Here is a 26,222-nt window from a genome sequence, read left to right on the forward strand (position 1 = left end):
ATCACTGGACTGACGCCAAAAAACAGGTGTCAGACCAGTGCCGGGCCGAATGGGTTACTTCGCGCAGTTAGCGCATTGTTTGCTGACGATTTGCTGGAAGAAATCGTTGCCTTTGTCATCGACCAGAATGAAAGCCGGGAAATCTTCTACTTCGATTTTCCAGATAGCTTCCATACCCAGCTCCGGGTATTCCACGCATTCCAGATGTTTAATGCTCTGCTGCGCCAGTACCGCTGCCGGACCGCCAATGCTGCCTAAATAGAAACCGCCGTGTTTGTGGCAGGCGTCAGTCACCTGCTGGCTACGGTTACCTTTTGCCAACATGATCATGCTGCCGCCGTGAGACTGCAGCAGGTCAACATAGGAGTCCATACGACCCGCGGTGGTTGGCCCTAAAGAGCCGGACGGATAACCCGCAGGCGTTTTGGCCGGACCCGCGTAGTAGATCGGATGATCTTTTACGTACTGCGGCAGACCTTCGCCGGACTCAATACGTTCTTTTAGCTTCGCGTGGGCAATATCGCGACCAACAATGATGGTGCCGCTCAGCGACAGACGGGTTGAAACCGGGTACTGAGAGAGCTGGGCGAGGATCTCTTTCATTGGGCGGTTAAGGTCAACTTTAACCACTTCACCTTCACCCGCCTGGCGCAGGGATTCCGGAATGTACTGAGCTGGGTTATGTTCCAGTTTTTCGATCCAGATCCCTTCGCGGTTAATTTTGGCCTTGATGTTACGGTCTGCGGAGCAAGAGACGCCCATACCAACTGGGCAGGACGCGCCGTGGCGAGGCAGGCGGATCACGCGGATATCGTGTGCGAAGTATTTCCCGCCGAACTGAGCGCCGAGGCCGAGTTTTTGCGCTTCTTCCAGCAGTTCCTGTTCCAGTTGCAGATCGCGGAACGCCTGGCCGTGAGCATTACCTTCAGTAGGCAGTGCGTCATAGTAGTGCGTGCTGGCCAGCTTCACCGTTTTAAGGGTGCTTTCTGCTGAAGTGCCGCCAATGACGAATGCGATGTGGTACGGCGGGCAAGCTGCGGTACCCAGCGTACGCATTTTCTCAACCAGGAAGTTTTTCAGTTTGCCGGGAGTCAGCAGCGCTTTGGTTTCCTGATACAGGTAGGTTTTGTTCGCTGAACCGCCGCCTTTGGCCACGCACAGGAATTTGTATTCGTCACCGTCCACGCTGTACAGATCGATTTGCGCGGGCAGGTTGGTGCCGGTATTCACTTCTTTGTACATATCCAGCGCCGCGTTTTGCGAGTAGCGCAGGTTATCTTCAATATAGGTATTAAATACGCCTTTGGAGAGGGCAGCTTCGTCGCCGCCACCGGTCCAAACGCGTTGACCTTTTTTACCCATGATAATTGCCGTACCGGTGTCCTGGCAGGTTGGCAACACGCCTTTAGCGGCGATTTCGGAGTTTCTCAGGAACTGCAGCGCCACGTACTTGTCGTTTTCGCTGGCTTCGGGATCATGGAGAATTGAGGCGACTTGCTGTTGGTGTTCTGGGCGGAGCATGAAGGAGGCATCGTGGAAGGCTTGCTGGGCCAGTAGCGTAAGTGCTTCAGGGGCTACTTTCAGGATTGTTTCGCCTTCAAACTCGCCGACGCTGACGTGATCGGATGTCAGCAGGTAGTACTCAGTTTTGTCTTCCCCCAGTGGGAAAGCTGCCTGGTAAGTGAATTCAACTTTTGACATTTGCTTCCAGCCTTTTCATTTTTCTCAGGAATTTTAAAATTCTCTGTGTCTTAACGGTGGCGTGCCGTACCAACGTGGACGGCACGCGAACTGTAATTACAAGAAACCGTACATGGCGGCGAAGATCCAACCAAAGACACAGGATACGCTTACGCCGATCAAACCAGGCAGAATGAAGCTGTGGTTGATAACGAAGCGGCCGATGTGGGTGGTGCCAGAGCGGTCAAACTGAATAGCCGCCAGGTCGCTCGGGTAGGTCGGCAGAATGTAGTAACCGTAACATGCCGGAGCGGAAGCCACGATGTACGCAGGATCAACCCCGATTGCCAGCGCGACCGGAACAATCGCTGCCAGCGCCGCTGCCTGTGAGTTTACAAATTTGGAAACCAGCAGCAGAACAATTGCATAGGCCCACGGATACTCTTTCACCATATTGCCCAGCACACCTTCGATTTCTGTCATGTGCGCGCCGAACATTGTTTCGGCCATCCAGGCAATACCGTACACCGCCACAATCGCGATCATACCGGAACGGAAGACTTCGTTTTTAGATATTGAAGCGGGATTGGTCTTCGTCAGGATAATAATCAGCGCACCGGTCAGCAGCATGAACATCTGGATGACCAGTACCATTGACAGCGGTTTGCCGCTGAAGGTAGGACGCAGCTCAGAGAACGCACCAAGTACGGCAACAACGGCGATAGCGGCAAGGAAGATCCACATAGCCAGCCAGTTGCTTTTCGGCAGTTTTTTGTCTAACAGCGTGGCGGTATCGCCATATACATAGTTGTGGTTTTCAGGTACGGAAATGAACTTCTGGAACTCTTCATCTTTATCCAGATCTTTACCGCGGAACCAACTGAAGATACCAATCGCCAGGATACCCAACAGGGTAGACGGGATAGTGATGCTGAGCAGATCGAGGAATTCGAGATGCTTGCCTTCAAACGTTACGTTACCCAGCATTGCCACCAGTGACACAACGGCTACGGAAACCGGGCTGGCGATAATCCCCATCTGCGCACCGATAGAACTCGCCGCCATCGGACGTTCCGGGCGAATATTGTTCTTAATGGCAACGTCATAAATAATTGGCAGGATGGTGTATACCACGTGGCCTGTACCGCAGAGAATCGTCAGGGTGCAGGTAACAAACGGGGCGACGATGGAAACGTATTTTGGGTTACGGCGCAGCAGCTTTTCAGCGATTTGCAGCATAACGTCAAGGCCGCCGGAGGCTTGCAAGGTTGCCGATGCGGCCACCACGGCGATAATAACCAGCATGACATCTACAGGTGGTTTACCCGGCTGGAGATGGAAAACGAAAACCAGAATGACCAGGCCAATACCGCCTAATAAACCCAGCGCGATACCGCCCTTTCTGGCACCATAAAACAAACATATTAATATTATGAGAAGTTGTATACTAAATAACATTTTATTTACCCTCGCGAAAAACCCAGTCAATTTTTGAAAAATGGATCTGTGCCACATTCTTTTTTGCCAGAATAGGCATCAAAAAATGGTCAGTATTCGATATGTCCGTATTTGCGATTAATGTTCAAATGTCTTGCTAGAGTGTTTTTTTAAAGTTATGGCGATATTTAGCTTTTTTCTGTGGCTTTGATCAGAGGAGAGAATCCTCAGGCGATGGGAAGCAGAGCTTGACGTGGAGAGCTGCGGTTGACGCTGTAATTTATCTTTTTTGCGTTGCCCGCTATTACATGAGCCATCGACAGAATGGGTGAGTGGTTTATTTATGTGATCACGCTCACGCCATTTCATGATGTGATGAGATTGGCGTGCGGATACTTTTATTTGCTCACAAAAATGTACGGTGTCCATGGTATGTAGCATGGTCTCCATTGCTACCAGTCTAGATTTTGTATGTCTGGTTAATTTCAGACTAATCCTTTATGGGTAAAAATACACACTCTGCGAGTTAGATAATACTTAATTAACTTTTGTTAGCGATTTTGAAATTAAAAACAGTGTGACGTTAATCAATATTAAAATAATACATTTAACATGCCGGATACAAATATATTTGATCTAACGCAAATTTATAATTCTGCAGCATGAGCCAACAAAATAGGGATTTTTCATTATTTTAATAATTGTTACTTTCAAATAACAAATAATCCCCAGTTGTTTTTATTGACAATATTGTTTAAGCAATGAGTAATGTTCCGCCTGAACGCGGTAACGATAAACCGGTCGACCTGTTACGCCATAATGGATGCTGGTAAATAAGATGTGACAATTGACGAGCCAGATAAGATATTTACGGCAAGAGACGCGCGAGATATTGACCTCATTGGCCAGTTCATCGGTGGAGAACTCCTGATCCTGATGCTCATCAATCCACTGGCACAACGTGCGTAACGTTTGTGGCGTTAATCCTTTGGGTAAACGCCGCGCTTCCTGCTCGTTAGAGGAGCTACCGTGAATCAACTGGTCAAGCTCAGACTGTTCATAGTACTGATGCTTTTCCATCTCGGTTTTCTTCTGCAGCCAGCCAGTCAGCGCCTCTTCAAAGCGGGAAGCCTGGAAAGGTTTGATCAAATAGTCAACGACACCATAGTGTAGGGAGTCTTTGATGGTGGTCGCGTCAGCGGCGGAAGAGATAACAATAACATCGCACTTGCAACCTTCGCTGTGCAGAACAGGCAACAGATCCAGACCGTTTTCTTTTTGCATATAAATATCAAGCAAAATCAGATCGATATGATGGCCGCTATGAAAGATTATCTCTTTTGCTTTCTCCAGCGTGGAGGCTGTGCCGCAGCAATGAAAACCGGAGAGTTGCGCGACATAACGGCGGTTTAATTCCGCTACCATTGCATCGTCATCGACAATTAACACATTGATCATCTGCTGGCCCTCTCACCATTCCACGGTAACTGTACAAAAAATTGGGTGAAGATCCCTGGTTCAGACTCGACGGAAATATTGCCGCCAACGTTTTCAACCTGTTGTTTAACAAGCGCTAAACCAACGCCCCGTTCGGTTCCTTTTGACGAAACGCCCTTCTCAAAGATGTGCTCAATGTGTTCGGGGGCGATCCCCGGACCATCGTCATTCACTTCGCAATGCAACCAGCCGTGTCGATAATGCAAGGATACGCTGATCTCACCACCGGGTTCTTGACCTAGCGCCTCCAGGGCGTTTTCAATCAGATTCCCCAGTACGGTAATCAGCACCGCCACCTGATCTTCGTTGCTGTTTTCCGGCAACTGGCTTTCATTGCTGATTACCAGGCTATGGCCTAAATCCGATGTGCGATTAATCTTACTGAGTAAAAATCCTGCGATCACCGGGGATTTTATTTTTCCCAACAGTGAGCCAATCTCTTCCTGATAATTGTTCGCGGTCTTCAGGATGTAATTTTCAAGCTGCTTATAACTTTTCAGATGCAATAATCCCAGAATCACGTGCAATTTATTCATGAATTCGTGGGATCGTTCACGAAGTGCGTCAGCATAGTTGACCATACCATCCAGACGTTGCATCAGTTTCCGTACTTCGGTCTTATCTCTGAACGTTGAAATGGCTCCGATGATTTTACCGTTGCTGAGTACCGGAACCGTGTTAATTAAGAGTAGTCGATCCTTCACCATGATCTCTTCATCGCGGCGCGGCGTTCCATCATTGAGTACCTGTGAAAAATCGACCACCTGCGACCACGCATGGCTGAGCGTGGAGAGCTGAGCATCGTCTTGCGATTTGTGGTAATCGAGCAACTCCTGCGCTGCCTGGTTTATTAGCGTCACTTCACCGCACTCGTCAACGGCAATGACGCCTTCTTTTATAGAGTGCAGCATCGCCTGGCGTTGTTCGAACAGATTGGAGATTTCATAAGGCTCCAGGCCAAACAGAATGCGCTTGAGGACTTTGACAAATACCCATGTGCCGAGTAGCCCAACCAGCACGCCAAATAAGATGGACCAGATGATGCTGCCGCGACTGTTATTGATTTGCTCAGTCACCCGGCTTAGTTCAAGGCCGATCGACACTACGCCAATCTGCTGGTGATGTTCATCATAGATAGGGGTGAACACCCGCAGGGCTTTAGCCAGAAATCCGCGATTAATGGCGACATTCTCTTTACCTTGCAGGGCCAGCAATATGTCATCGCCTTTAAACGGCTGACCGATTCGCTGCGCTTCGGGATGGGAGTAACGAATGCTTTGCATATCGGTGACGACGATGAACAAAAAATCGTTGCTCTTATTCACCGCCTGAGCGATCGCCTGAATGCCGCTTTCCGCGGGCTTTTTCATTAGTCCCTGGCGGATCTCTGGAGAGTTTGCCAACGTTCGCGCGACCGCAAGCGCTTTACCCGCTAACGCATCGCGCGTCATGTTGCTGATTTGAGAAAAGTAAATCAGATGAACGACAAGCAGCACGGAGAAGAGTACCGCACTGACCATGAGGATCACGGTGGTGCCAAGCTTCATTGGGCGTTTGCGTATAGCAGTACGTTGCAGAGAGTGTCTCATCACGGTCCTGGAATCACGGTTTGTACGGGTATTATCGCTTGATGGGCTGCGTAATTCAAAGGTGGTAGGGATGATGGGGCATGGGCTGCCCATACTTTTCTTCTTTATATAAGGGAGAGCGAACTTCTTTCTTTATAGAGGTTTCCTTATCTCTTTTCTCCACTTTTCAGTGACGCTGGTCGGTAATTTTCTTACGGTTGTGGATAACTCTGTGTGTAAATTGGTATAAGGCGGGGTTTTGCTGTGGAATGCAGCAGTCAGTCATTTTTCTGTCATTTAAGGGTTGCGGGCCACAGGAAACTCCCTATAATGCGCCTCCATCGACACGGCGGATGTGAATCACTTCACACAAACAGCCGGTCCGGTTGAAGAGAAAAACCTGAAAATGAGGGTTGACTCTGAAAGAGGAAAGCGTAATATACGCCACCTCGCGACAGAGCGCTAAAGCGCGTCGCAACTGCTCTTTAACAATTTATCAGACAATCTGTGTGGGCACTCGAAGATACGGATTCTTAACGTCGCAAGACGAAAAATGAATACCAAGTCTCTGAGTGAACATACGTAATTCATTACGAAGTTTAATTCACGAGCATCAAACTTAAATTGAAGAGTTTGATCATGGCTCAGATTGAACGCTGGCGGCAGGCCTAACACATGCAAGTCGAACGGTAGCACAGAGAGCTTGCTCTCGGGTGACGAGTGGCGGACGGGTGAGTAATGTCTGGGAAACTGCCCGATGGAGGGGGATAACTACTGGAAACGGTAGCTAATACCGCATAACGTCGCAAGACCAAAGAGGGGGACCTTCGGGCCTCTTGCCATCGGATGTGCCCAGATGGGATTAGCTAGTAGGTGGGGTAACGGCTCACCTAGGCGACGATCCCTAGCTGGTCTGAGAGGATGACCAGCCACACTGGAACTGAGACACGGTCCAGACTCCTACGGGAGGCAGCAGTGGGGAATATTGCACAATGGGCGCAAGCCTGATGCAGCCATGCCGCGTGTATGAAGAAGGCCTTCGGGTTGTAAAGTACTTTCAGCGAGGAGGAAGGCATTAAGGTTAATAACCTTGGTGATTGACGTTACTCGCAGAAGAAGCACCGGCTAACTCCGTGCCAGCAGCCGCGGTAATACGGAGGGTGCAAGCGTTAATCGGAATTACTGGGCGTAAAGCGCACGCAGGCGGTCTGTCAAGTCGGATGTGAAATCCCCGGGCTCAACCTGGGAACTGCATCCGAAACTGGCAGGCTAGAGTCTTGTAGAGGGGGGTAGAATTCCAGGTGTAGCGGTGAAATGCGTAGAGATCTGGAGGAATACCGGTGGCGAAGGCGGCCCCCTGGACAAAGACTGACGCTCAGGTGCGAAAGCGTGGGGAGCAAACAGGATTAGATACCCTGGTAGTCCACGCCGTAAACGATGTCGACTTGGAGGTTGTGCCCTTGAGGCGTGGCTTCCGGAGCTAACGCGTTAAGTCGACCGCCTGGGGAGTACGGCCGCAAGGTTAAAACTCAAATGAATTGACGGGGGCCCGCACAAGCGGTGGAGCATGTGGTTTAATTCGATGCAACGCGAAGAACCTTACCTACTCTTGACATCCAGAGAACTTAGCAGAGATGCTTTGGTGCCTTCGGGAACTCTGAGACAGGTGCTGCATGGCTGTCGTCAGCTCGTGTTGTGAAATGTTGGGTTAAGTCCCGCAACGAGCGCAACCCTTATCCTTTGTTGCCAGCGATTCGGTCGGGAACTCAAAGGAGACTGCCAGTGATAAACTGGAGGAAGGTGGGGATGACGTCAAGTCATCATGGCCCTTACGAGTAGGGCTACACACGTGCTACAATGGCGTATACAAAGAGAAGCGACCTCGCGAGAGCAAGCGGACCTCATAAAGTACGTCGTAGTCCGGATTGGAGTCTGCAACTCGACTCCATGAAGTCGGAATCGCTAGTAATCGTGGATCAGAATGCCACGGTGAATACGTTCCCGGGCCTTGTACACACCGCCCGTCACACCATGGGAGTGGGTTGCAAAAGAAGTAGGTAGCTTAACCTTCGGGAGGGCGCTTACCACTTTGTGATTCATGACTGGGGTGAAGTCGTAACAAGGTAACCGTAGGGGAACCTGCGGTTGGATCACCTCCTTACCTTAAAGAAACGTTCTTTGTAGTGCTCACACAGATTGTCTGATGAATGATGAACTTCTGAATGTACTTTCGAGTGCATTAAGAAGTTTTGCTCTTTAAAAATCTGGATCAAGCTGAAAATTGAAACGACACACTGTTTCATTTCTCCGTAATAAGAAATGAAAAATGGTGTGTTCGAGTCTCTCAAATTTTTGCAAGTCGATGATGAATCGAAAGAAACATCTTCGGGTTGTGAGGTTAAGCGACTAAGCGTACACGGTGGATGCCCTGGCAGTCAGAGGCGATGAAGGACGTGCTAATCTGCGATAAGCGTCGGTAAGGTGATATGAACCGTTATAACCGGCGATTTCCGAATGGGGAAACCCAGTGTGATTCGTCACACTATCATTACGTGAATACATAGCGTAATGAAGCGAACCGGGGGAACTGAAACATCTAAGTACCCCGAGGAAAAGAAATCAACCGAGATTCCCCCAGTAGCGGCGAGCGAACGGGGAGCAGCCCAGAGTCTGAATCAGCATGTGTGTTAGTGGAACGGTCTGGAAAGTCCGACGGTACAGGGTGATAGTCCCGTACACAAAAGTGCATATGTTGTGAACTCGAAGAGTAGGGCGGGACACGTGGTATCCTGTCTGAATATGGGGGACCATCCTCCAAGGCTAAATACTCCTGACTGACCGATAGTGAACCAGTACCGTGAGGGAAAGGCGAAAAGAACCCCGGCGAGGGGAGTGAAAAAGAACCTGAAACCGTGTACGTACAAGCAGTGGGAGCCTCTTTATGGGGTGACTGCGTACCTTTTGTATAATGGGTCAGCGACTTATATTCTGTAGCAAGGTTAACCGAATAGGGGAGCCGAAGGGAAACCGAGTCTTAACTGGGCGTTAAGTTGCAGGGTATAGACCCGAAACCCGGTGATCTAGCCATGGGCAGGTTGAAGGTTGGGTAACACTAACTGGAGGACCGAACCGACTAATGTTGAAAAATTAGCGGATGACTTGTGGCTGGGGGTGAAAGGCCAATCAAACCGGGAGATAGCTGGTTCTCCCCGAAAGCTATTTAGGTAGCGCCTCGTGAATTCATCTTCGGGGGTAGAGCACTGTTTCGGCTAGGGGGTCATCCCGACTTACCAACCCGATGCAAACTGCGAATACCGAAGAATGTTATCACGGGAGACACACGGCGGGTGCTAACGTCCGTCGTGAAGAGGGAAACAACCCAGACCGCCAGCTAAGGTCCCAAAGTCATGGTTAAGTGGGAAACGATGTGGGAAGGCACAGACAGCCAGGATGTTGGCTTAGAAGCAGCCATCATTTAAAGAAAGCGTAATAGCTCACTGGTCGAGTCGGCCTGCGCGGAAGATGTAACGGGGCTAAACCATGCACCGAAGCTGCGGCAGCGACACTATGTGTTGTTGGGTAGGGGAGCGTTCTGTAAGCCGTTGAAGGTGGCCTGTGAGGGTTGCTGGAGGTATCAGAAGTGCGAATGCTGACATAAGTAACGATAATGCGGGTGAAAAACCCGCACGCCGGAAGACCAAGGGTTCCTGTCCAACGTTAATCGGGGCAGGGTGAGTCGACCCCTAAGGCGAGGCCGAAAGGCGTAGTCGATGGGAAACAGGTTAATATTCCTGTACTTGGTGTTACTGCGAAGGGGGGACGGAGAAGGCTATGTTAGCCGGGCGACGGTTGTCCCGGTTTAAGCATGTAGGCGGAGGTTCCAGGTAAATCCGGTACCTTATTAACGCTGAGGTGTGATGACGAGGCACTACGGTGCTGAAGTAACAAATGCCCTGCTTCCAGGAAAAGCCTCTAAGCATCAGGTAACACAAAATCGTACCCCAAACCGACACAGGTGGTCAGGTAGAGAATACCAAGGCGCTTGAGAGAACTCGGGTGAAGGAACTAGGCAAAATGGTGCCGTAACTTCGGGAGAAGGCACGCTGATATGTAGGTGAAGTGATTTACTCATGGAGCTGAAATCAGTCGAAGATACCAGCTGGCTGCAACTGTTTATTAAAAACACAGCACTGTGCAAACACGAAAGTGGACGTATACGGTGTGACGCCTGCCCGGTGCCGGAAGGTTAATTGATGGGGTTATCCGTAAGGAGAAGCTCTTGATCGAAGCCCCGGTAAACGGCGGCCGTAACTATAACGGTCCTAAGGTAGCGAAATTCCTTGTCGGGTAAGTTCCGACCTGCACGAATGGCGTAATGATGGCCAGGCTGTCTCCACCCGAGACTCAGTGAAATTGAACTCGCTGTGAAGATGCAGTGTACCCGCGGCAAGACGGAAAGACCCCGTGAACCTTTACTATAGCTTGACACTGAACACTGGTCCTTGATGTGTAGGATAGGTGGGAGGCTTTGAAGCGTGGACGCCAGTCTGCGTGGAGCCAACCTTGAAATACCACCCTTTAATGGCTGGTGTTCTAACGTAGACCCGTAATCCGGGTTGCGGACAGTGTCTGGTGGGTAGTTTGACTGGGGCGGTCTCCTCCTAAAGAGTAACGGAGGAGCACGAAGGTTAGCTAATCCTGGTCGGACATCAGGAGGTTAGTGCAAAGGCATAAGCTAGCTTGACTGCGAGAGTGACGGCTCGAGCAGGTGCGAAAGCAGGTCTTAGTGATCCGGTGGTTCTGAATGGAAGGGCCATCGCTCAACGGATAAAAGGTACTCCGGGGATAACAGGCTGATACCGCCCAAGAGTTCATATCGACGGCGGTGTTTGGCACCTCGATGTCGGCTCATCACATCCTGGGGCTGAAGTAGGTCCCAAGGGTATGGCTGTTCGCCATTTAAAGTGGTACGCGAGCTGGGTTTAGAACGTCGTGAGACAGTTCGGTCCCTATCTGCCGTGGGCGCTGGAGAATTGAGGGGGGCTGCTCCTAGTACGAGAGGACCGGAGTGGACGCATCACTGGTGTTCGGGTTGTCATGCCAATGGCATTGCCCGGTAGCTAAATGCGGAAGAGATAAGTGCTGAAAGCATCTAAGCACGAAACTTGCCCCGAGATGAGTTCTCCCTGAGACTTTAAGTCTCCTGAAGGAACGTTGAAGACGACGACGTTGATAGGTCGGGTGTGTAAGTGTAGCGATACATTGAGCTAACCGATACTAATGAACCGTGAGGCTTAACCTTACAACGCCGAAGATGTTTTGGCGAAAGAGATACGATATTCAGCTTGATTACAGATTAAATCGACAGACCGGAAAGGTGTGTTGATAACAGAATTTGCCTGGCGGCTGTAGCGCGGTGGTCCCACCTGACCCCATGCCGAACTCAGAAGTGAAACGCCGTAGCGCCGATGGTAGTGTGGGGTCTCCCCATGCGAGAGTAGGGAACTGCCAGGCATCAAATAAAAACAAAAGGCTCAGTCGAAAGACTGGGCCTTTTGTTTTATCTGTGGTCTGTCGGTGAGCGCTCTCCTGTGAAGAAGCCCATCCTGCCGGATGGGCTTTTTTGCGTCTGTGCGGGGTGAACACTGCCGGATGCGGCGTGCGGCCTTATCCGGCCTACAACGGCACCACCAGGTAGGCCTGATAAGCGCAGCGCATCAGGCACATCGCGGCTTATCCGGCCTACAACAGTCCACATCATTACCCGAGCACCAGTTTCAGTAGCGGATACGGTCGTCCGAGATCGTCCACCTCTGTACGTCCCGTCACTTTAAAGCCCATCTTCTTATAGAGCCCAGATGTCTTCTTGTTAACAGGCATGGCTATCTTATATATGGATTGTGTGCGGGGAAACTCTGTAAGGATATTGAGAGATGAGCGGTTGGAAAGTATCAGAAACTATAAAAGCAAAAACCCGCCTCTGGGGCGGGTTTTTTAAATAGTGGTGCCCGGACTCGGAATCGAACCAAGGACACGGGGATTTTCAATCCCCTGCTCTACCGACTGAGCTATCCGGGCAACGGGGCGCATTAAACCGTAATCCGGACACCTCGTCAACCAAATTTCTCGCTTTTTCGGTCGGTTGCTTAACTATGCAGCGATTTCGCTGTTTTCTCGAGGATTTTGCTCAAAATTACAGCCCGCCGTTATCGCCTTCACGGGGAATCCAGTCACTTTTAATGGATGTTACATGGCGTGTGCCGGTAACTGAATACTCTCCAGCAATATCCTGATCTTTTGGCGAAACGAGAGTGATGAATTCCCCTCTACCAAAATAACTCTCGACAGAACCGACAAGGCACTTCCCATTTACCCAGACAGGAATGGTTGCGACAGGTTCAGACGTATAATTTCCTGCAATCCCTGAACTGTAATTGTCCGCCTCTTCCGGCAACGTACCGGCAGGGATTGGGCAGATTGGGGAAACGCCGTCGCTTGCCTGTTGGTTTTGTAAAAGCATGCTTTGCATTTTGTTCAGTTCGGTAATGAGTTTTGTTTTGTCTTTGGTATTCAATTTCGGGAGTAGGGGTTGCCCTTCTTCCCGTGGTTCGATTGAATTCATATCGTATTCATAGCGATAATAGACGGCTACTACGGGAACCTTCTCGTCTGGGCTAAATGGACGCAGCAGATAAAGCTTCTCTTCATTATATAAGCCGTTGTACCAGAGAGCGTAAACCTTACCGTTGATGCGCACCCATTGGCTCCATTGGTTGGCGCCGCGCCCATTCTCCGAAAATAGCGCACCGGGTACGCCAAAGTCATCGTCATCCGGTTTACCATTAACGGCGAAGAAGGCCTTATCACCGCGTTTGAGTACACCGGTGTAGCTGAATAATCCTGTGCCACCAACGTAGCTGTTGATGATGAGATCGCGTTTACCGTCGTCATCCAGATCAATGAGCGTAAAGTTCACGCCTCCATTTTCCGAATCGATACTAAACGTTGTGCGGGAAAATGCCTGCCACTCATCATCACTAATCTCAGGGGAGGGCTTTGCGGTTGGTTTCGTTGAATCTTCAGCGTAAGAGATCCTGAAATCAGTGATTTGACCGGTTAATGGAAACTGACTGGCGATTTTGCTCAATTCTAAGTTCAGAGCGCTTTTTTGCATAGTCTCTACGGCGCTACGTAGCGTTTTTAGGGCCGTGTTATCCGTGTCTACATCAGACTGAGAACGTACGCTGCTGACGAACGTAGGGAGCGTCCAGACACCGCCGACAGAAAGGTTTCCTTGTCCGCCGCTGTGGTATTCGTCGCGCAAGGTGAAGTTGTTACCCTCCCAGACCCAGCGCTGAACGGGGCCGCTGAAACGGGCTATCTCACCGTTCTCATATTCACTGGCATCACTCGTGATCAGTTTAGGCAAAGCAGTTAGTTCAGTATTGGTCAGCCAGAGGATGGTTCGTGAGCTATCGAAGCATTCGGTTTGAATGAGTACATGTTGTTTATCCACCGGAATGCGGTAATAAATGCGTTCCTGACCCTCTTCTGGTTCGCGGCAATTCATCTCGGGAGTGACCCTGATTTGGGACTCTATTTTTTGTCGCTGCGCGGCCGTTAACGGTTTCCCGTCCGGCGTGCCGATGACGGGTTGGGTGATGATGAGTGGGGCAAGCTCAGCGTTAAGCACATTATTACTGTTTTTATCTCCTGGATGCAGCAGAGCGCTTTGGGTATTGATGCGTTTCTGGAATTCATCCATTTTCAGCAGCACAGCACTCGAGCCTGCATTAGAAAGCGGTAATCGTTCCCCATCTGCTGCAAACTCGATGGTATTGTCCTGACGTAAGGCGTCCAGAAATACCTTTCGCTGTTGATAATCGAGTTTAAAATATCCCTCTGAGGAAAACGTTAGCGCGCCTTGCTTTTGACCATCAATAAAAAGCGTGGCGTCTTTCAGAGAGGGTTGATTCGCCGTACGCTGTGCAAAAGCAACCTCAACATACACGCTGGTGTCGGGACCAGCCGCACGTGTGAGGAGTACGCTTAGCGCATGGTCACTATAACCTGCCGCTCGACAGGTACCCGTATTATCACACGCAACCTCCCAGTCTTTATGTGCAAACGAAAAACCGTTTAATGGATTGGCATACAGGGGGGCAGAGATAAAACCTGCGAGGAGAATGCAGTGCACGAGACGCATATAATTCCTTTTAATATGGCAGTGTTGCCGAAATTATATGCGGTTCACAAATGTTACGAAATCCGAATTAAGTCAGTGCCCCGCCCATACGGCACTGAGCAAAGCGCAGGATATCTTCAGCAAGGCGGTGTGCCGTTTCAACGTCAGCATGGCTACGATTCACCAGCATGCGGCTCAGGCAGCCCTCCAGCACCAGTTCCATCTGCTTGGCGACCATTGCCGGGTCGTCGACTTCCAGCGTGGTCAGCAGCTCATGGGTGAAGTCATGAGCCGCCTTTTTTTGCTGATCGGCTAACTGATGGATCGGATGCCCAGGATCCGGGTAAAACGTACAGGCAGCGATGAACAGGCAGCCTGGATAGCGATTATTGCTCACGCATTCGGACAGCGCGGTATAGCGTGCCAGTAATTTCTGCTCGGCGCTCAAAGTGTCATCCAGCAAAAGCTGACGCCGCCAGATATCCACCCGCTGGCTGAGGTAACGTAGCGCATCGTACAGAATGGCCTCTTTATCGGGCCAAAAGCGCTGCAGTTCATCAAGAGGATAATCGATTCGCTCGGCCACCATTTCCAGCGTAGTATTGGCTATCCCTTGAACCTCAAGTAATTTCAGGGCTTCTCCCAGGACATCTTCACGTTGCACGGTATTCTCCTCCGTATTTCCTGTTGCAAGTGTCGCTCACGGTTGGCGATCGCGCAAATGTGCGCTGAAGGTCGCGGCATCCATAAAGCCCGTCACCCGAGCGTCCGGATGCTCATTCCCCTCGGCATCAAAGAACAAAATCGTCGGCAAACCCAGAACCTGTAGATGTTTCAGCAGAGCGACATCCTGGGCATTGTTTGCAGTCACATCAGCCTGCAAAAGTACCGTGTCGCCTAGCGCTTGCTGAACCTGCGGGTTGCTGAACGTATACTTCTCGAACTCCTTACAGGCCACGCACCAGTCGGCATACAGATCCAACATCACGGGCTTGCCTTTGGCTTGTGCCAGCGCCTGATTTAGCGCATCCACTGAAGTCACCGGCGTAAAGTTAAGGTGTGTCTGGGTTTGAGCATGCGGCGTACCGAACGCCCAGTCCTGCATTGGCCGTACGCTTACCAGCGCTGCAGCCAGCAGGATAATCTGTACGATGCGCATCCAGGCGTGCTTTGCCTGCAGGCTGGTGATGAATGCCCAGCTAAAGAATGTGACACCCAACAGTGACCACAGGCGTACACCCCATTCGTCGCCAATGATGCGTTCAAGTAAGAAGACGGGAAGCGCCAGAATGACAAAGCCAAAAGCGGTTTTGACATGTTCCATCCATGGGCCGCTTTTGGGCAGCAGGCGGTTGCCGAAGACGGTAATCAGCATCAGAGGTAATCCCATTCCCAGTGCGTACAGATACAGCGTGCCGCCTCCCAGCCACATGTTCCCGCTCTGAGCGATGTACAGCAAAATTGCGCTTAGCGGGGCTGTGGTACAAGGAGAACAGATGAGGCCGGCGATCGCCCCCATCGCAAAGACGCTGCCGGGAGAGCCGCCTTGCTGGCGGTTACTCATTAGCGTGAGACGGGTTTGCAGCGATGAAGGCAGTTGCAGCGTGAACAGGCCAAACATCGACAGGGCCAGCAGCGTAAAGACGACGGCAAGGCCAATCAGGACGTAGGGATGCTGAAGCGCGGCCTGGAACTGCAAACCGGCGGCTGCAACAACCAGACCCAGCGCGGTATAGGTGAGCGCCATCCCCTGGACGTAGATAAACGTCAGCAGCAGTGCCCGTCCGGTTGATAAGCGTTGTTTGCCGCCCAACACGATGCCAGAAATCAGCGGATACATCGGCAATACGCAAGGCGTAAATGCGATGCCAATCCCGATCAGCAATGCCCATAGTGCGGAAAAGGGAAGCTGGGCTGGGGGCTGCGGTTTCTCTTGCGGATCTGTGGTGGCTGGAGCAGGCGCAGTTGCCGCCGTGGAACCGGCAGACACTTCACTTAATGGCACTGTTTTTGTTTCTGGTGGATAGCAAAATCCGGCGTCGGCGCAGCCCTGGTATGTGACCGTTAATGTTGCGCCAGATTTCGCCAGATTGACCGTGACAGGGATGGTTAGCTGTTTACGGTAAATCTCACTTTTGCCGTAAAACTCATCTTCATGCCAGACGCCTGGCGGTAGCTTTACCTCGGCGATATCGGCCTGAGATGGCGTAATGCTTATCTGTTTGCGATACAGATAGTAGCCATCTTTAACTTGCCATGTGAGGTTGAGATCGTGTTGGTTTTGCTGGAAATCAAAAACAAACGCCCGATCGGCAGGTACAAACTGCGAGCGGCCAGGCGCGTCAAATAATCCGGCAAAGGTAGATGTGCTGCACAGCAGCAGGATCAGCGTAAGGATGCGTTGAGCCATGAGCGGTAATCAAAGTCTCCGTGAGTGACGGGTAAAACCAGAAGTTCAGGCGTTTGATATGGATGATGTGACTTCAGGCAATCGAGAAGGGCTTGCTGGTGTGTGACGGTGGTTTTTAAAATCATCTGGACTTCATATTCCTGCTCAAGTTTACCTTCCCAATAATAAAGGGAGGTAGCTCCTGGCAGTAGCGTCACACAGGCAGCCAGTTTTTCTGCCAGCACTTTGGCGGCCAGATCCTGGGCGGTTGCTTCATCCGGCGCGGTACAGAGCACCACAACGGTATCGGGGATGGAAATATCCTGACTCTTAACATCAAGCATAAACACCTCGAAAGAACAGAGTAACCAGCTAAAGAATGGTCACTATACAACGGACGAGGGAAGGATGTTAGCTAAAGCGGGGTGATGAAGCGGAGGAACTGCAGGGTGCGGAGGCACCCTGCAGGAAAAACTTACAGCATGAAGCTGCCCAGCAAGAAGCCGAAGCAGACAGCCAGAACCACACCCAGAGTACCAGGGATGAAGAACGGATGGTTAAAGACGAATTTACCGATGCGAGTTGTACCGGTGTCATCCATCTGAACCGCCGCAACCAGAGTTGGGTAGGTTGGCAGAATGAACAGGCCAGAAACAGCTGCGAAAGACGCAACAGCAGTCAGTGGGGAAACGTTCAGAGCCAGAGCCATCGGCATCAGTGCTTTAGCGGTTGCAGCCTGAGAGTACAGCAGCGCAGAAGCAAAGAAGAAGATGACTGCCAGCAGCCACGGATGACCCTGAATTACGCTACCTGCAGTATCTTTGATCCAGTCAATGTTGTGAGATACGAAGGTATCACCCAGCCATGCAACACCCAGGATACAAATACAGGCGCTCATACCGGCTTTGAAGGTGCTGGAGTTCAGGATGGAGTCAGTTTCAACGCGGCAGACGATGGTCGTCAGCGTCGCGACGCTCAGCATGATGATCAGAATTGCGTTGGTGGTGTTCATCAGCGGTTTAGCGACCAGGCCAAGGCTTGGGCTGTTGATGATGGCGTATACAACGACGCAAACCACGCCCAGCAGGAACAACCAAACGGAGGTTTTCGCGCCAGCTTTGATTTCAACTTGTCTTTCACCGCGCAGTTCAACCAGGCCTTCTTCCAGACGCTTACGATAAATCGGGTCGTCAGACAGTTTGGAGTTGAACAGTGCAGTGATCAGGAAGGACATGACCAGAACAGCCAGCAGAGTGGACGGAATGACCACGGACAGCAGGTGAATGTAGCTGATGCCATGACCTTCCATTACGGAAGACATATAAACCACGGCTGCGGAGATTGGAGAAGCCGTAATCGCAATCTGTGCAGAAACCACTGCAGTAGAGAGCGGGCGGCAAGGTTTGATCCCTTGTTCCTTCGCAACTTCGGCGATAACTGGCAGCGTTGCCAGAGAGATGTTGCCGGTACCTGCGAAGATAGTCAGGAAATAGGTCACGATAGGTGCAAGGATCGTGATGTATTTCGGGTTTTTACGCAGCAGTTTTTCAGTTTGATGAACCAGATAGTCCAGGCCACCTGCAATCTGCATAGCTGAAATGGCAGCGATAACCGCCATGATGATGGAAATAACATCGAACGGGATATTACCGGGTTTTACGCCGATAGCGGCGAGAACCAGAACACCCAGCCCACCTGCAAATCCAATACCGATACCCCCAAGTCTGGCACCTAAAAAGATTGCCAGCAAAACGATGATAAGTTCTAAAACTATCATATTAGCCTTCCTTGTTGTTTAACAAGTTGATATTAAATTGTTGTTTTTAAGTAACTTCGAGTAAGAAAAAAGGCACGTCATCATGACGTGCCCTCTCCGGTACTACCCTACACGATTACTGTTCGCTTTCATCAGTATAACGTTTTGCTTTATAAGCAGGGTGCATCAGGTTCTGTGCAGAGAAGATATCGTCCAGTTCAGACTCGGTCAACAGACCGCGTTCCAGGACAACTTCACGTACGCTCTTACCGGTTTCGGCACAAATTTTACCGACGATGTCGCCGTTGTGGTGACCGATGAACGGGTTGAGGTAAGTAACGATGCCGATGGAGTTGAATACAAACGCTTCACAGACTTCTTTGTTAGCAGTGATACCACTAACGCATTTTTCCAGCAGGTTGTAGCAAGCATTGCTCAGAATGTGAATGGATTCAAACATTGCCTGACCAATGACCGGCTCCATTACGTTCAGCTGCAGCTGACCAGCTTCAGACGCCATGGTAACAGTGATGTCGTTGCCGATGACTTTGAAGCACACCTGGTTTACGACTTCCGGAACAACCGGGTTCACTTTTGCTGGCATGATAGAAGAACCGGCCTGCAGTTCTGGCAGGTTGATCTCGTTCAGACCAGCACGCGGACCAGAGGAGAGTAAACGCAGGTCGTTACAGATTTTGGACATCTTAACAGCCAGACGTTTCAGTGCGCCGTGCACCATTACGTATGCGCCGCAGTCAGAGGTCGCTTCAATCAGGTCTTCTGCAGGAACACAAGCGAAGCCAGTGACTTCAGCCAGTTTCTGCACTGCCAGCGGAGAGTACTCTTTCGGCGTGTTCAGGCCCGTACCGATTGCAGTTGCGCCGAGGTTAACTTCCAGCAGCAGTTCTGCGGTACGACTAATGTTTTTCACTTCTTCTTTCAACAGTACGCTGAAAGCATGGAATTCCTGACCGAGGGTCATCGGTACAGCATCCTGCAGCTGGGTACGACCCATTTTCAGGATGTCCTGGAATTCAACAGCCTTTTGCTCGAAGCCTTCACGCAGTTGGCTCAGAGCATCAATCAGTTTGATGATGGATGCGTATACCGCGATACGGAAGCCAGTTGGGTAAGCGTCGTTGGTAGACTGACATTTGTTAACGTGGTCGTTCGGGTTCAGGTACTGATATTCACCTTTCTGGTGACCCATCAGTTCCAGACCGATATTGGCCAGCACTTCGTTGGTGTTCATGTTGACGGAGGTACCCGCACCACCCTGGTAAACGTCTACCGGGAATTGATCCATGCATTTTCCGTTATTCAGGACTTCATCACACGCCGCGATGATGGCATTTGCCACACTCTTAGGAATGGTTTGCAGCTCTTTGTTGGCCATTGCCGCTGCCTTTTTAACCATTACCATACCGCGAACAAATTCAGGGATGTCGCTGATTTTGTTATTGCTAATGTAGAAGTTTTCAATCGCTCTCAGAGTGTGAACACCGTAGTAAGCGTCCGCTGGAACTTCCCTGGTACCCAACAAGTCTTCTTCGATACGAATGTTGTTTAACATGTGAACCTTCTTTTTCAAGCTGCCAATGATTTGACTAAACACACAGGATATATGTGATTTCGATTGTTTCTCGACCGACGATTATCCCCTGCATCGGTCTGATACTCGAGATCATATGCTGGTTCAGGATTTCTACCGTAATCTGGATCACTTAAAGCGTGGAATTTACCCCTTATTTATTATTCTGTGAAATGGATCACCCCTTTGTGATTAACCCCAAATATTAGTGTACAAGCCACTTGAAATTTTGCTAACCACCACAATATCAAATCGATGCGATTAACATAATTTTTCGAACAGATGTTGAACAAAACGGCTGTTATTAACAGGAGATCCCTTTGCGCTGGATACCATTGCTTGCCATTTTTCTCTATGTTTACATAGAGATATCTATTTTTATTCAGGTTGCCCATGTGATGGGCGTCCTGATGACGTTGATTTTGGTTATTTTTACGTCGGTTATCGGTATGTCTCTTGTTCGTAATCAGGGATTTAAGAACTTTTTACTGATGCAACAAAAAATGGCGGCTGGTGAAAGTCCGGCTGCAGAAATGATCAAAAGTGTATCGCTGATTATTGCCGGCCTGCTGTTGGTGCTGCCTGGTTTTTTCACCGATTTCCTCGGTCTTCTTCTTTTATTACCCCCGGTACAAAAGCATCTGACGATGAAACTGCTGCCGCATTTGCGTTTTTCGCGTATGCCGGGCGGTGGTTTTAGCGCCGGAACCGGTGGCGGTGAGACCTTTGACGGCGAATTTCAGCGCAAGGATGACGATCGTAACCGCCTTGATCATAAAGATGACGATCGCCGCGACTAACCCAGTAAGCCAGATCAGTATGTAGGCCGGATAAGCGTTAGTGCCATCCGTCAAAAGTGTTTATATGCCGGATGATGGCGTCAACGTTGCCTTATCCGGCCTGCGGGGTAAAAACAGCCACAGTCCTGCCAGCATAATCAGCGCATACAGGCTCTTCCAGCCAACCATCGTCAACAGCAGCAGACACAGCAGACCGCCAATGACCGCCAGTGCGCGATAATGCCCTTTCAGTAATCGACATCCCGCCAGCATGCACAGCAGATAAATCATAATAAAGATGCCGTTGGCGTAGACGATTAACGCATCGAGATTGATTTGCAGCATATAGATGCACAAGGTGCTGACTACACAGCAGCCCAGTACGGCATTTAGCGCATTGCGCGGAAGGTGGCGGGGAGACAGACGTGCCAGATAACTCTCCGGCTTATATTGCGCCTGCGACCAGACCAGCCGGGCGAAACTTTGAATATAAATGTTGAGGCTGGCAAAACAGGCCAGATAACCAATGATGCAGGCGACCCACAGTGCCTGCACGCCAAACAGTTGAACGACGATCTCTGGCAGTGATGCCGCCGCCGCCATTTGCTCGCCGTAGGCGCCAAAATGAAGCACCACGACGGTGCATGCCCAATAAACAGACCCTGCCAGCAGCAGGCCAATCATCAGCGCGCGCGGGAAGTCCCGCTCCGGGTTTTTAAATTCAGATGCCAGATGCGCGAACGCTTCAAGGCCGACAAAACACCAAAACATCACCGACAGCGCGGCGAACAGTCCGGGGAGTTCAATCTCGCTAATCGCAGGGAAGGGGATCTCGGCAGGTTTTAGATCGCCCGCCCACCAGATGGCGACAATGAGAGCAACAATCAGTCCGGCAATGACCGTTTGCAGATTCGCACTGGAGCTTGCGCCGCGGGAGCCAATATACCAAACCAACGCCAGCGTACCGAGCTCTGCTAACAGAAGCTGTTCATCATGCCAGCCAAACATCGCCTGACCGAAGCCGGCGGCGATATGTAATGCCGCGGGTAAGCCGACGGGAATCACCGACAAAAACAGCCATCCGGTGACGCGCTCCATGCGTGAGCCAAAGGCCATGCCGACAAAGTGCGCCACGCCGCCCGCGCTGGGAAAATGACGACCCAGTACGGCAAAGACAATCGCCACGGGAAAAACGAGAACAATCAGCACCGGCCAGGCCCACAAGCTGTTGTTGCCGGCCACTAGCGCAGCCAGCGCAGGGACAGCGAAAACGCCTGTACCTAACAATGATGTCGACAACAGGCCAACGCCCTGAGCCAGCCCCAGCTCTTGTTTCAGTCCGCTCATAAGTTGTTATCCGGTTAGGCCCAATGACGGGCTACAGCGCAGATTTTTGATGGTATCACAATCGGATTTGCTTATGACGACACGACTGAAATCGTTATGAAATGTGAGGTGTGTCGGCGTTTTGGCGGGATTTTCTGCTGATAAAAAATTTTTTTCGCTTGCCCCCTTGAAGGCGTAAAACCCCATCCCCATCTCTCTGGTCACTAGCCGGGAAACCGTTTACGGGCCGGCGTCACCCATAACTGATAAAGACTTTCTCAAAGGAGAGCTATCAATGAGTATTCGTCCGTTACATGATCGTGTGATCGTCAAACGTAAAGAAGTTGAATCTAAATCTGCTGGCGGCATCGTACTGACCGGTTCCGCAGCAGGTAAATCAACTCGTGGCGAAATCATCGCTGTCGGTAAGGGTCGCATCCTGGACAACGGTACCGTACAGCCGCTGGACGTGAAAGTCGGCGATATCGTTATTTTCAACGATGGCTACGGTGTTAAATCTGAGAAGATCGACAATGAAGAAGTGTTGATCATGTCTGAAAGCGACATCCTGGCAATTGTTGAAGCCTAATCCGCGAACGACACTGAACATACGAATTTAAGGGAAAGAGAAAATGGCAGCTAAAGACGTAAAATTCGGTAACGACGCTCGTGTGAAAATGCTGCGCGGCGTAAACGTACTGGCAGATGCAGTGAAAGTTACCCTCGGTCCAAAAGGCCGTAACGTAGTTCTGGATAAATCTTTCGGTGCACCGACCATCACTAAAGATGGTGTTTCCGTAGCTCGTGAAATCGAACTGGAAGACAAGTTCGAAAACATGGGTGCGCAGATGGTGAAAGAAGTTGCCTCTAAAGCGAATGACGCTGCAGGCGACGGTACCACCACTGCAACCGTACTGGCTCAGTCCATCATTACTGAAGGTCTGAAAGCCGTTGCTGCGGGTATGAACCCGATGGATCTGAAACGTGGTATCGACAAAGCTGTCGCTGCTGCTGTTGAAGAACTGAAAGCACTGTCCGTACCGTGCTCCGACTCTAAAGCTATTGCTCAGGTTGGTACCATCTCCGCTAACTCCGACGAAACCGTAGGTAAACTGATCGCTGAAGCGATGGACAAAGTCGGTAAAGAAGGCGTGATCACCGTTGAAGACGGTACCGGTCTGCAGGACGAACTGGACGTGGTTGAAGGTATGCAATTCGACCGTGGCTACCTGTCTCCTTACTTCATCAACAAGCCGGAAACTGGCGCAGTAGAACTGGAAAGTCCGTTCATCCTGCTGGCTGACAAGAAAATCTCCAACATCCGCGAAATGCTGCCGGTTCTGGAAGCTGTAGCGAAAGCAGGTAAACCGCTGCTGATCATCGCTGAAGATGTTGAAGGCGAAGCGCTGGCAACTCTGGTGGTTAACACCATGCGCGGTATTGTGAAAGTCGCTGCTGTTAAAGCACCTGGCTTCGGTGACCGTCGTAAAGCAATGCTGCAGGATATCGCTACCCTGACCGGTGGTACCGTTATCTCTGAAGAGATCGGTATGGAGCTGGAAAAAGCAACTCTGGAAGATCTGGGCCAGGCGAAACGTGTTGTTATCAACAAAGACACCACCACCATCATCGATGGCGTGGGCGACGAAGCTGCAATCCAGGGTCGTGTGACTCAGATTCGTCAGCAGATCGAAGAAGCAACTTCCGACTACGACCGTGAAAAACTGCAGGAGCGCGTAGCGAAACTGGCAGGCGGCGTAGCAGTTATCAAAGTTGGTGCTGCGACTGAAGTTGAAATGAAAGAGAAGAAAGCCCGCGTTGAAGATGCCCTGCACGCGACCCGTGCTGCGGTAGAGGAAGGCGTGGTTGCTGGTGGTGGTGTTGCGCTGATTCGCGTAGCGTCTAAAATTGCCGGCCTGAAAGGTCAGAACGAAGACCAGAACGTAGGTATCAAAGTTGCGCTGCGCGCAATGGAATCCCCGCTGCGTCAAATCGTACTGAACTGCGGTGAAGAGCCGTCTGTAGTGGCTAACACCGTGAAAGCGGGTGACGGTAACTACGGTTACAACGCTGCAACTGAAGAATACGGCAACATGATCGACATGGGTATCCTGGATCCAACCAAAGTAACCCGTTCTGCTCTGCAGTACGCGGCTTCTGTTGCGGGTCTGATGATCACCACCGAGTGCATGGTGACCGATCTGCCGAAAGGCGATGCGCCTGACTTAGGTGCTGCTGGTGGTATGGGCGGTATGGGTGGTATGGGCGGCATGATGTAATTTAATCTTCATACTTCAAGCCGCAGGTTCGTTGGCTGCGTTCGTTCACCCCAGTCACTTACTTATGTAAGTGACTGGGGATTCATGAACTTGTCGCCAGCCTGCAACTTGAATTATTTGATTAAATACGCATCTCGCGAAAAATGAGAAACCCTCGGGCAGAAATGTCCGGGGGTTTTTCTTTTGGTCATCTTTTTAGTATATGATTCAGCTACGGACATAAGGTCCAACTAATTGATTATGGGGAATGACATGCACGTGAAATATTTAGCAGGGATCGTTGGTGCCGCGCTACTGATGGCGGGTTGTAGCTCCAGCAACGAACTGAGTTCAGCCGGACAAAGCGTACGCTTTGTCGAAGACAAGCCTGGTACAGAGTGTCAACTGATTGGCACCGCAACCGGTACGCAAAGCAACTGGCTTTCTGGCCAGCACGGCGAAGAAGGTGGCTCTATGCGTGGCGCAGCAAACGATCTGCGTAACCAGGCTGCGGCAATGGGTGGTAACGTGATTTATGGCGTCAGCAGCCCATCACAGGGAATGCTGTCCAGCTTTGTTCCTACCGCCAGTGAGATGATTGGACAGGTTTATAAGTGCCCTAACTGATTACACTTCATCCTTCAACCTGCCTCTTTGTTGGCTGCGCTGTGAAACCCCAGTCACATAGTTATCTATGCTCCTGGGGATTTTCTTCGCTTGCCGCCGCGATGCAGATTGAATGATTTTGTGTAATAAAGTGGGCTGGACAGGCTCATGCAATCGTAGGCCTGATAAGCGCAGCGCCATCAGGCATTCTGAGCTTTATGCGCAGACTGAATGCGTAAATGGTGCAGCGCACGCAGACATTGATCCTGATTGAGTTTTTGCGCCTTATCACCTGTTAACGTTCTGACAAAGACCTGGCATGGTACACCGGCAAGTTTTTTCAGCCGCGGGCTGAAGTCGAGAAGACGGCGAGTAATGGCTTCGGCTTCTTTGCTACCGGAAGGGGCACGAGTTTTTACTACGGAACCACAGAACTGGGTTTTCCCTTTATCATCCGTATAGCGGTAAATAATCGCCAGATAATGATTAAACAGGTTATGTTTCCATTCTGGTTGAGTATAAGAGTCGTATTCAAGATTTTCATTTTGCTGGCAATCAACATCGTACAGCGGCAGGAAATCCAGCAATGATGTAATTCGTAGCGCTAAATCCCGCATGCCAGCATTATTTATTGCATGAATAATTGCCTGGGCCAGCACCTGAATCTGCAGTTCATTAATCAGTAATTCGTGCGTTTGTCCGTCATGTAGTGTCAGAGCAAATGTTAAGTTTTCCCCTTTATCATCCACCAACATCAGCGAATTTATACGGCGGTTAATATCCGCATGCTTTAGCTCATCTTCCTGAATTAGTGGAATGTTTTCGTGCATTTTTTTGCTGGCTTTATCGCATGCTTTCTCATATTGCAAGCGAGCGTCTTCGCTAAGCTGATGTTTGGCGGATAGCCTACATTCCAGCGCGGTAAGCAGGTCTCTTAATCCAAGCGGAGAAAGGAAAAACAATGACTCTTTATTTCTGGGTTCTTTTATTTTTAATGCTAATGCAAGAAATTCATTCTTTTGGCGAATAACTCCGCTATTAATGCCTTTAATACTTATAGCCATAACAGGTTCTCCCTAACCATATATTTATTAATATTCTGGATTTTGAATTATTTATACAGTTTACAAATAATTGATGTTGTAGCGCT

At 50.4% G+C, this 26,222-nt stretch carries 17 protein-coding genes, 1 tRNA gene, 3 rRNA genes and 1 pseudogene; 7 read left to right on the forward strand and 15 right to left on the reverse strand.

The genetic code is table 11. The annotated features are described in order from the left end of the window. Positions 1-54 precede the first annotated feature (54 nt). From fumA to E1B03_RS03155, 5 genes are all read right to left on the reverse strand, one after another. Positions 55-1,701, reverse strand: coding sequence for a class I fumarate hydratase FumA (fumA, locus tag E1B03_RS03135; RefSeq protein WP_016155418.1), 1,647 nt, complete (start codon positions 1,699-1,701; stop codon positions 55-57). Positions 1,702-1,797: 96 nt separating this feature from the next. Continuing rightward, on the reverse strand, positions 1,798-3,138 hold the full coding sequence (gene dcuB, locus E1B03_RS03140) for an anaerobic C4-dicarboxylate transporter DcuB (protein WP_003031873.1): 1,341 nt from the start codon (positions 3,136-3,138) through the stop codon (positions 1,798-1,800). Between the two features lie 117 nt (positions 3,139-3,255). Then, positions 3,256-3,558: a hypothetical protein gene (locus E1B03_RS03145; RefSeq protein ID WP_133085670.1), complete on the reverse strand. Its 303-nt coding sequence runs from the start codon at positions 3,556-3,558 to the stop codon at positions 3,256-3,258. Positions 3,559-3,855: 297 nt separating this feature from the next. Continuing rightward, on the reverse strand, positions 3,856-4,575 hold the full coding sequence (gene dcuR, locus E1B03_RS03150; RefSeq protein WP_063941258.1) for a two-component system response regulator DcuR: 720 nt from the start codon (positions 4,573-4,575) through the stop codon (positions 3,856-3,858). After that, positions 4,572-6,203, reverse strand: a complete 1,632-nt coding sequence (locus E1B03_RS03155; protein WP_103771900.1) for a sensor histidine kinase — start codon at positions 6,201-6,203, stop codon at positions 4,572-4,574. Before E1B03_RS03155 ends, dcuR begins: the two co-directional genes overlap by 4 nt. A 600-nt stretch (positions 6,204-6,803) precedes the next feature. Here E1B03_RS03155 and E1B03_RS03160 point away from each other — a divergent pair. From E1B03_RS03160 to rrf, 3 genes are all read left to right on the forward strand, one after another. Then, positions 6,804-8,343: ribosomal RNA gene (locus tag E1B03_RS03160) — 16S ribosomal RNA — on the forward strand. A 235-nt stretch (positions 8,344-8,578) separates the two neighbouring features. Next, positions 8,579-11,484 (forward strand): 23S ribosomal RNA (locus E1B03_RS03165). Positions 11,485-11,580: 96 nt separating this feature from the next. Then, positions 11,581-11,696 (forward strand): 5S ribosomal RNA (rrf, locus tag E1B03_RS03170). The 16S, 23S and 5S rRNA genes sit together here, the layout of an rRNA operon. A gap of 246 nt (positions 11,697-11,942) precedes the next feature. On the opposite strand, the pseudogene E1B03_RS03175 reads toward rrf, so the two are convergent. The 8 genes and pseudogenes from E1B03_RS03175 to aspA all read right to left on the reverse strand — a co-directional run. Then, positions 11,943-12,038, reverse strand: a pseudogene (locus tag E1B03_RS03175) (acetyltransferase); the annotation flags it as partial. A 146-nt stretch (positions 12,039-12,184) separates the two neighbouring features. After that, positions 12,185-12,260: transfer RNA gene (locus E1B03_RS03180), tRNA-Phe, on the reverse strand. Between the two features lie 115 nt (positions 12,261-12,375). Continuing rightward, a complete protein-coding gene (locus tag E1B03_RS03185; RefSeq protein WP_133085671.1) occupies positions 12,376-14,388 on the reverse strand; it encodes a DUF1176 domain-containing protein in 2,013 nt (670 codons plus the stop codon). A 67-nt stretch (positions 14,389-14,455) separates the two neighbouring features. Beyond that, the gene (locus E1B03_RS03190) at positions 14,456-15,031 is read right to left on the reverse strand and encodes a transcriptional regulator (protein WP_008785982.1); all 576 of its coding nucleotides are present in this window, start codon (positions 15,029-15,031) and stop codon (positions 14,456-14,458) included. Between the two features lie 36 nt (positions 15,032-15,067). Continuing rightward, the gene (locus E1B03_RS03195; protein WP_133085672.1) at positions 15,068-16,777 is read right to left on the reverse strand and encodes a protein-disulfide reductase DsbD; all 1,710 of its coding nucleotides are present in this window, start codon (positions 16,775-16,777) and stop codon (positions 15,068-15,070) included. After that, a complete protein-coding gene (cutA, locus tag E1B03_RS03200; RefSeq protein ID WP_003025447.1) occupies positions 16,753-17,100 on the reverse strand; it encodes a divalent cation tolerance protein CutA in 348 nt (115 codons plus the stop codon). The genes E1B03_RS03195 and cutA overlap by 25 nt, the downstream gene beginning before the upstream one ends. Before the next feature lie 131 nt (positions 17,101-17,231). Further along, positions 17,232-18,533 carry an anaerobic C4-dicarboxylate transporter DcuA gene (gene dcuA / locus E1B03_RS03205; protein WP_003025449.1) on the reverse strand — a complete coding sequence of 434 codons (1,302 nt, stop codon included), beginning with the start codon at positions 18,531-18,533 and terminating at the stop codon, positions 17,232-17,234. 115 nt (positions 18,534-18,648) lie between these two features. Then, positions 18,649-20,085: an aspartate ammonia-lyase gene (gene aspA, locus E1B03_RS03210; RefSeq protein WP_103768673.1), complete on the reverse strand. Its 1,437-nt coding sequence runs from the start codon at positions 20,083-20,085 to the stop codon at positions 18,649-18,651. Positions 20,086-20,423: 338 nt separating this feature from the next. On the opposite strand from aspA, the gene E1B03_RS03215 reads away from it, so the two are divergent. After that, on the forward strand, positions 20,424-20,903 hold the full coding sequence (locus E1B03_RS03215) for an FxsA family protein (RefSeq protein ID WP_043018149.1): 480 nt from the start codon (positions 20,424-20,426) through the stop codon (positions 20,901-20,903). Between the two features lie 60 nt (positions 20,904-20,963). Here the strand turns inward: E1B03_RS03215 and yjeH are convergent, their stop codons facing one another. After that, positions 20,964-22,229 (reverse strand): L-methionine/branched-chain amino acid transporter, encoded by a 1,266-nt coding sequence (gene yjeH, locus E1B03_RS03220; protein ID WP_133085673.1) that lies wholly within the window; start codon positions 22,227-22,229, stop codon positions 20,964-20,966. A gap of 274 nt (positions 22,230-22,503) precedes the next feature. On the opposite strand from yjeH, the gene E1B03_RS03225 reads away from it, so the two are divergent. The 3 genes from E1B03_RS03225 (at position 22,504) to E1B03_RS03240 (ending at position 25,093) form a co-directional block, all read left to right on the forward strand. Beyond that, positions 22,504-22,797 (forward strand): co-chaperone GroES, encoded by a 294-nt coding sequence (locus E1B03_RS03225; protein ID WP_000027827.1) that lies wholly within the window; start codon positions 22,504-22,506, stop codon positions 22,795-22,797. Between the two features lie 43 nt (positions 22,798-22,840). After that, entirely contained in the window at positions 22,841-24,487 is a 1,647-nt protein-coding gene (gene groL / locus E1B03_RS03230; RefSeq protein WP_003025464.1) for a chaperonin GroEL, read from the forward strand. 252 nt (positions 24,488-24,739) lie between these two features. Then, a complete protein-coding gene (locus E1B03_RS03240) occupies positions 24,740-25,093 on the forward strand; it encodes a DUF4156 domain-containing protein (RefSeq protein ID WP_103768670.1) in 354 nt (117 codons plus the stop codon). A gap of 179 nt (positions 25,094-25,272) precedes the next feature. Here E1B03_RS03240 and yjeJ read toward each other — a convergent pair whose 3' ends face one another. Next, the gene (gene yjeJ / locus E1B03_RS03245; protein ID WP_103768668.1) at positions 25,273-26,136 is read right to left on the reverse strand and encodes a YjeJ family protein; all 864 of its coding nucleotides are present in this window, start codon (positions 26,134-26,136) and stop codon (positions 25,273-25,275) included. Positions 26,137-26,222 lie beyond the last annotated feature (86 nt).

It is taken from the genome of Citrobacter arsenatis, assembly GCF_004353845.1.
Lineage (GTDB): Bacteria > Pseudomonadota > Gammaproteobacteria > Enterobacterales > Enterobacteriaceae > Citrobacter > Citrobacter arsenatis.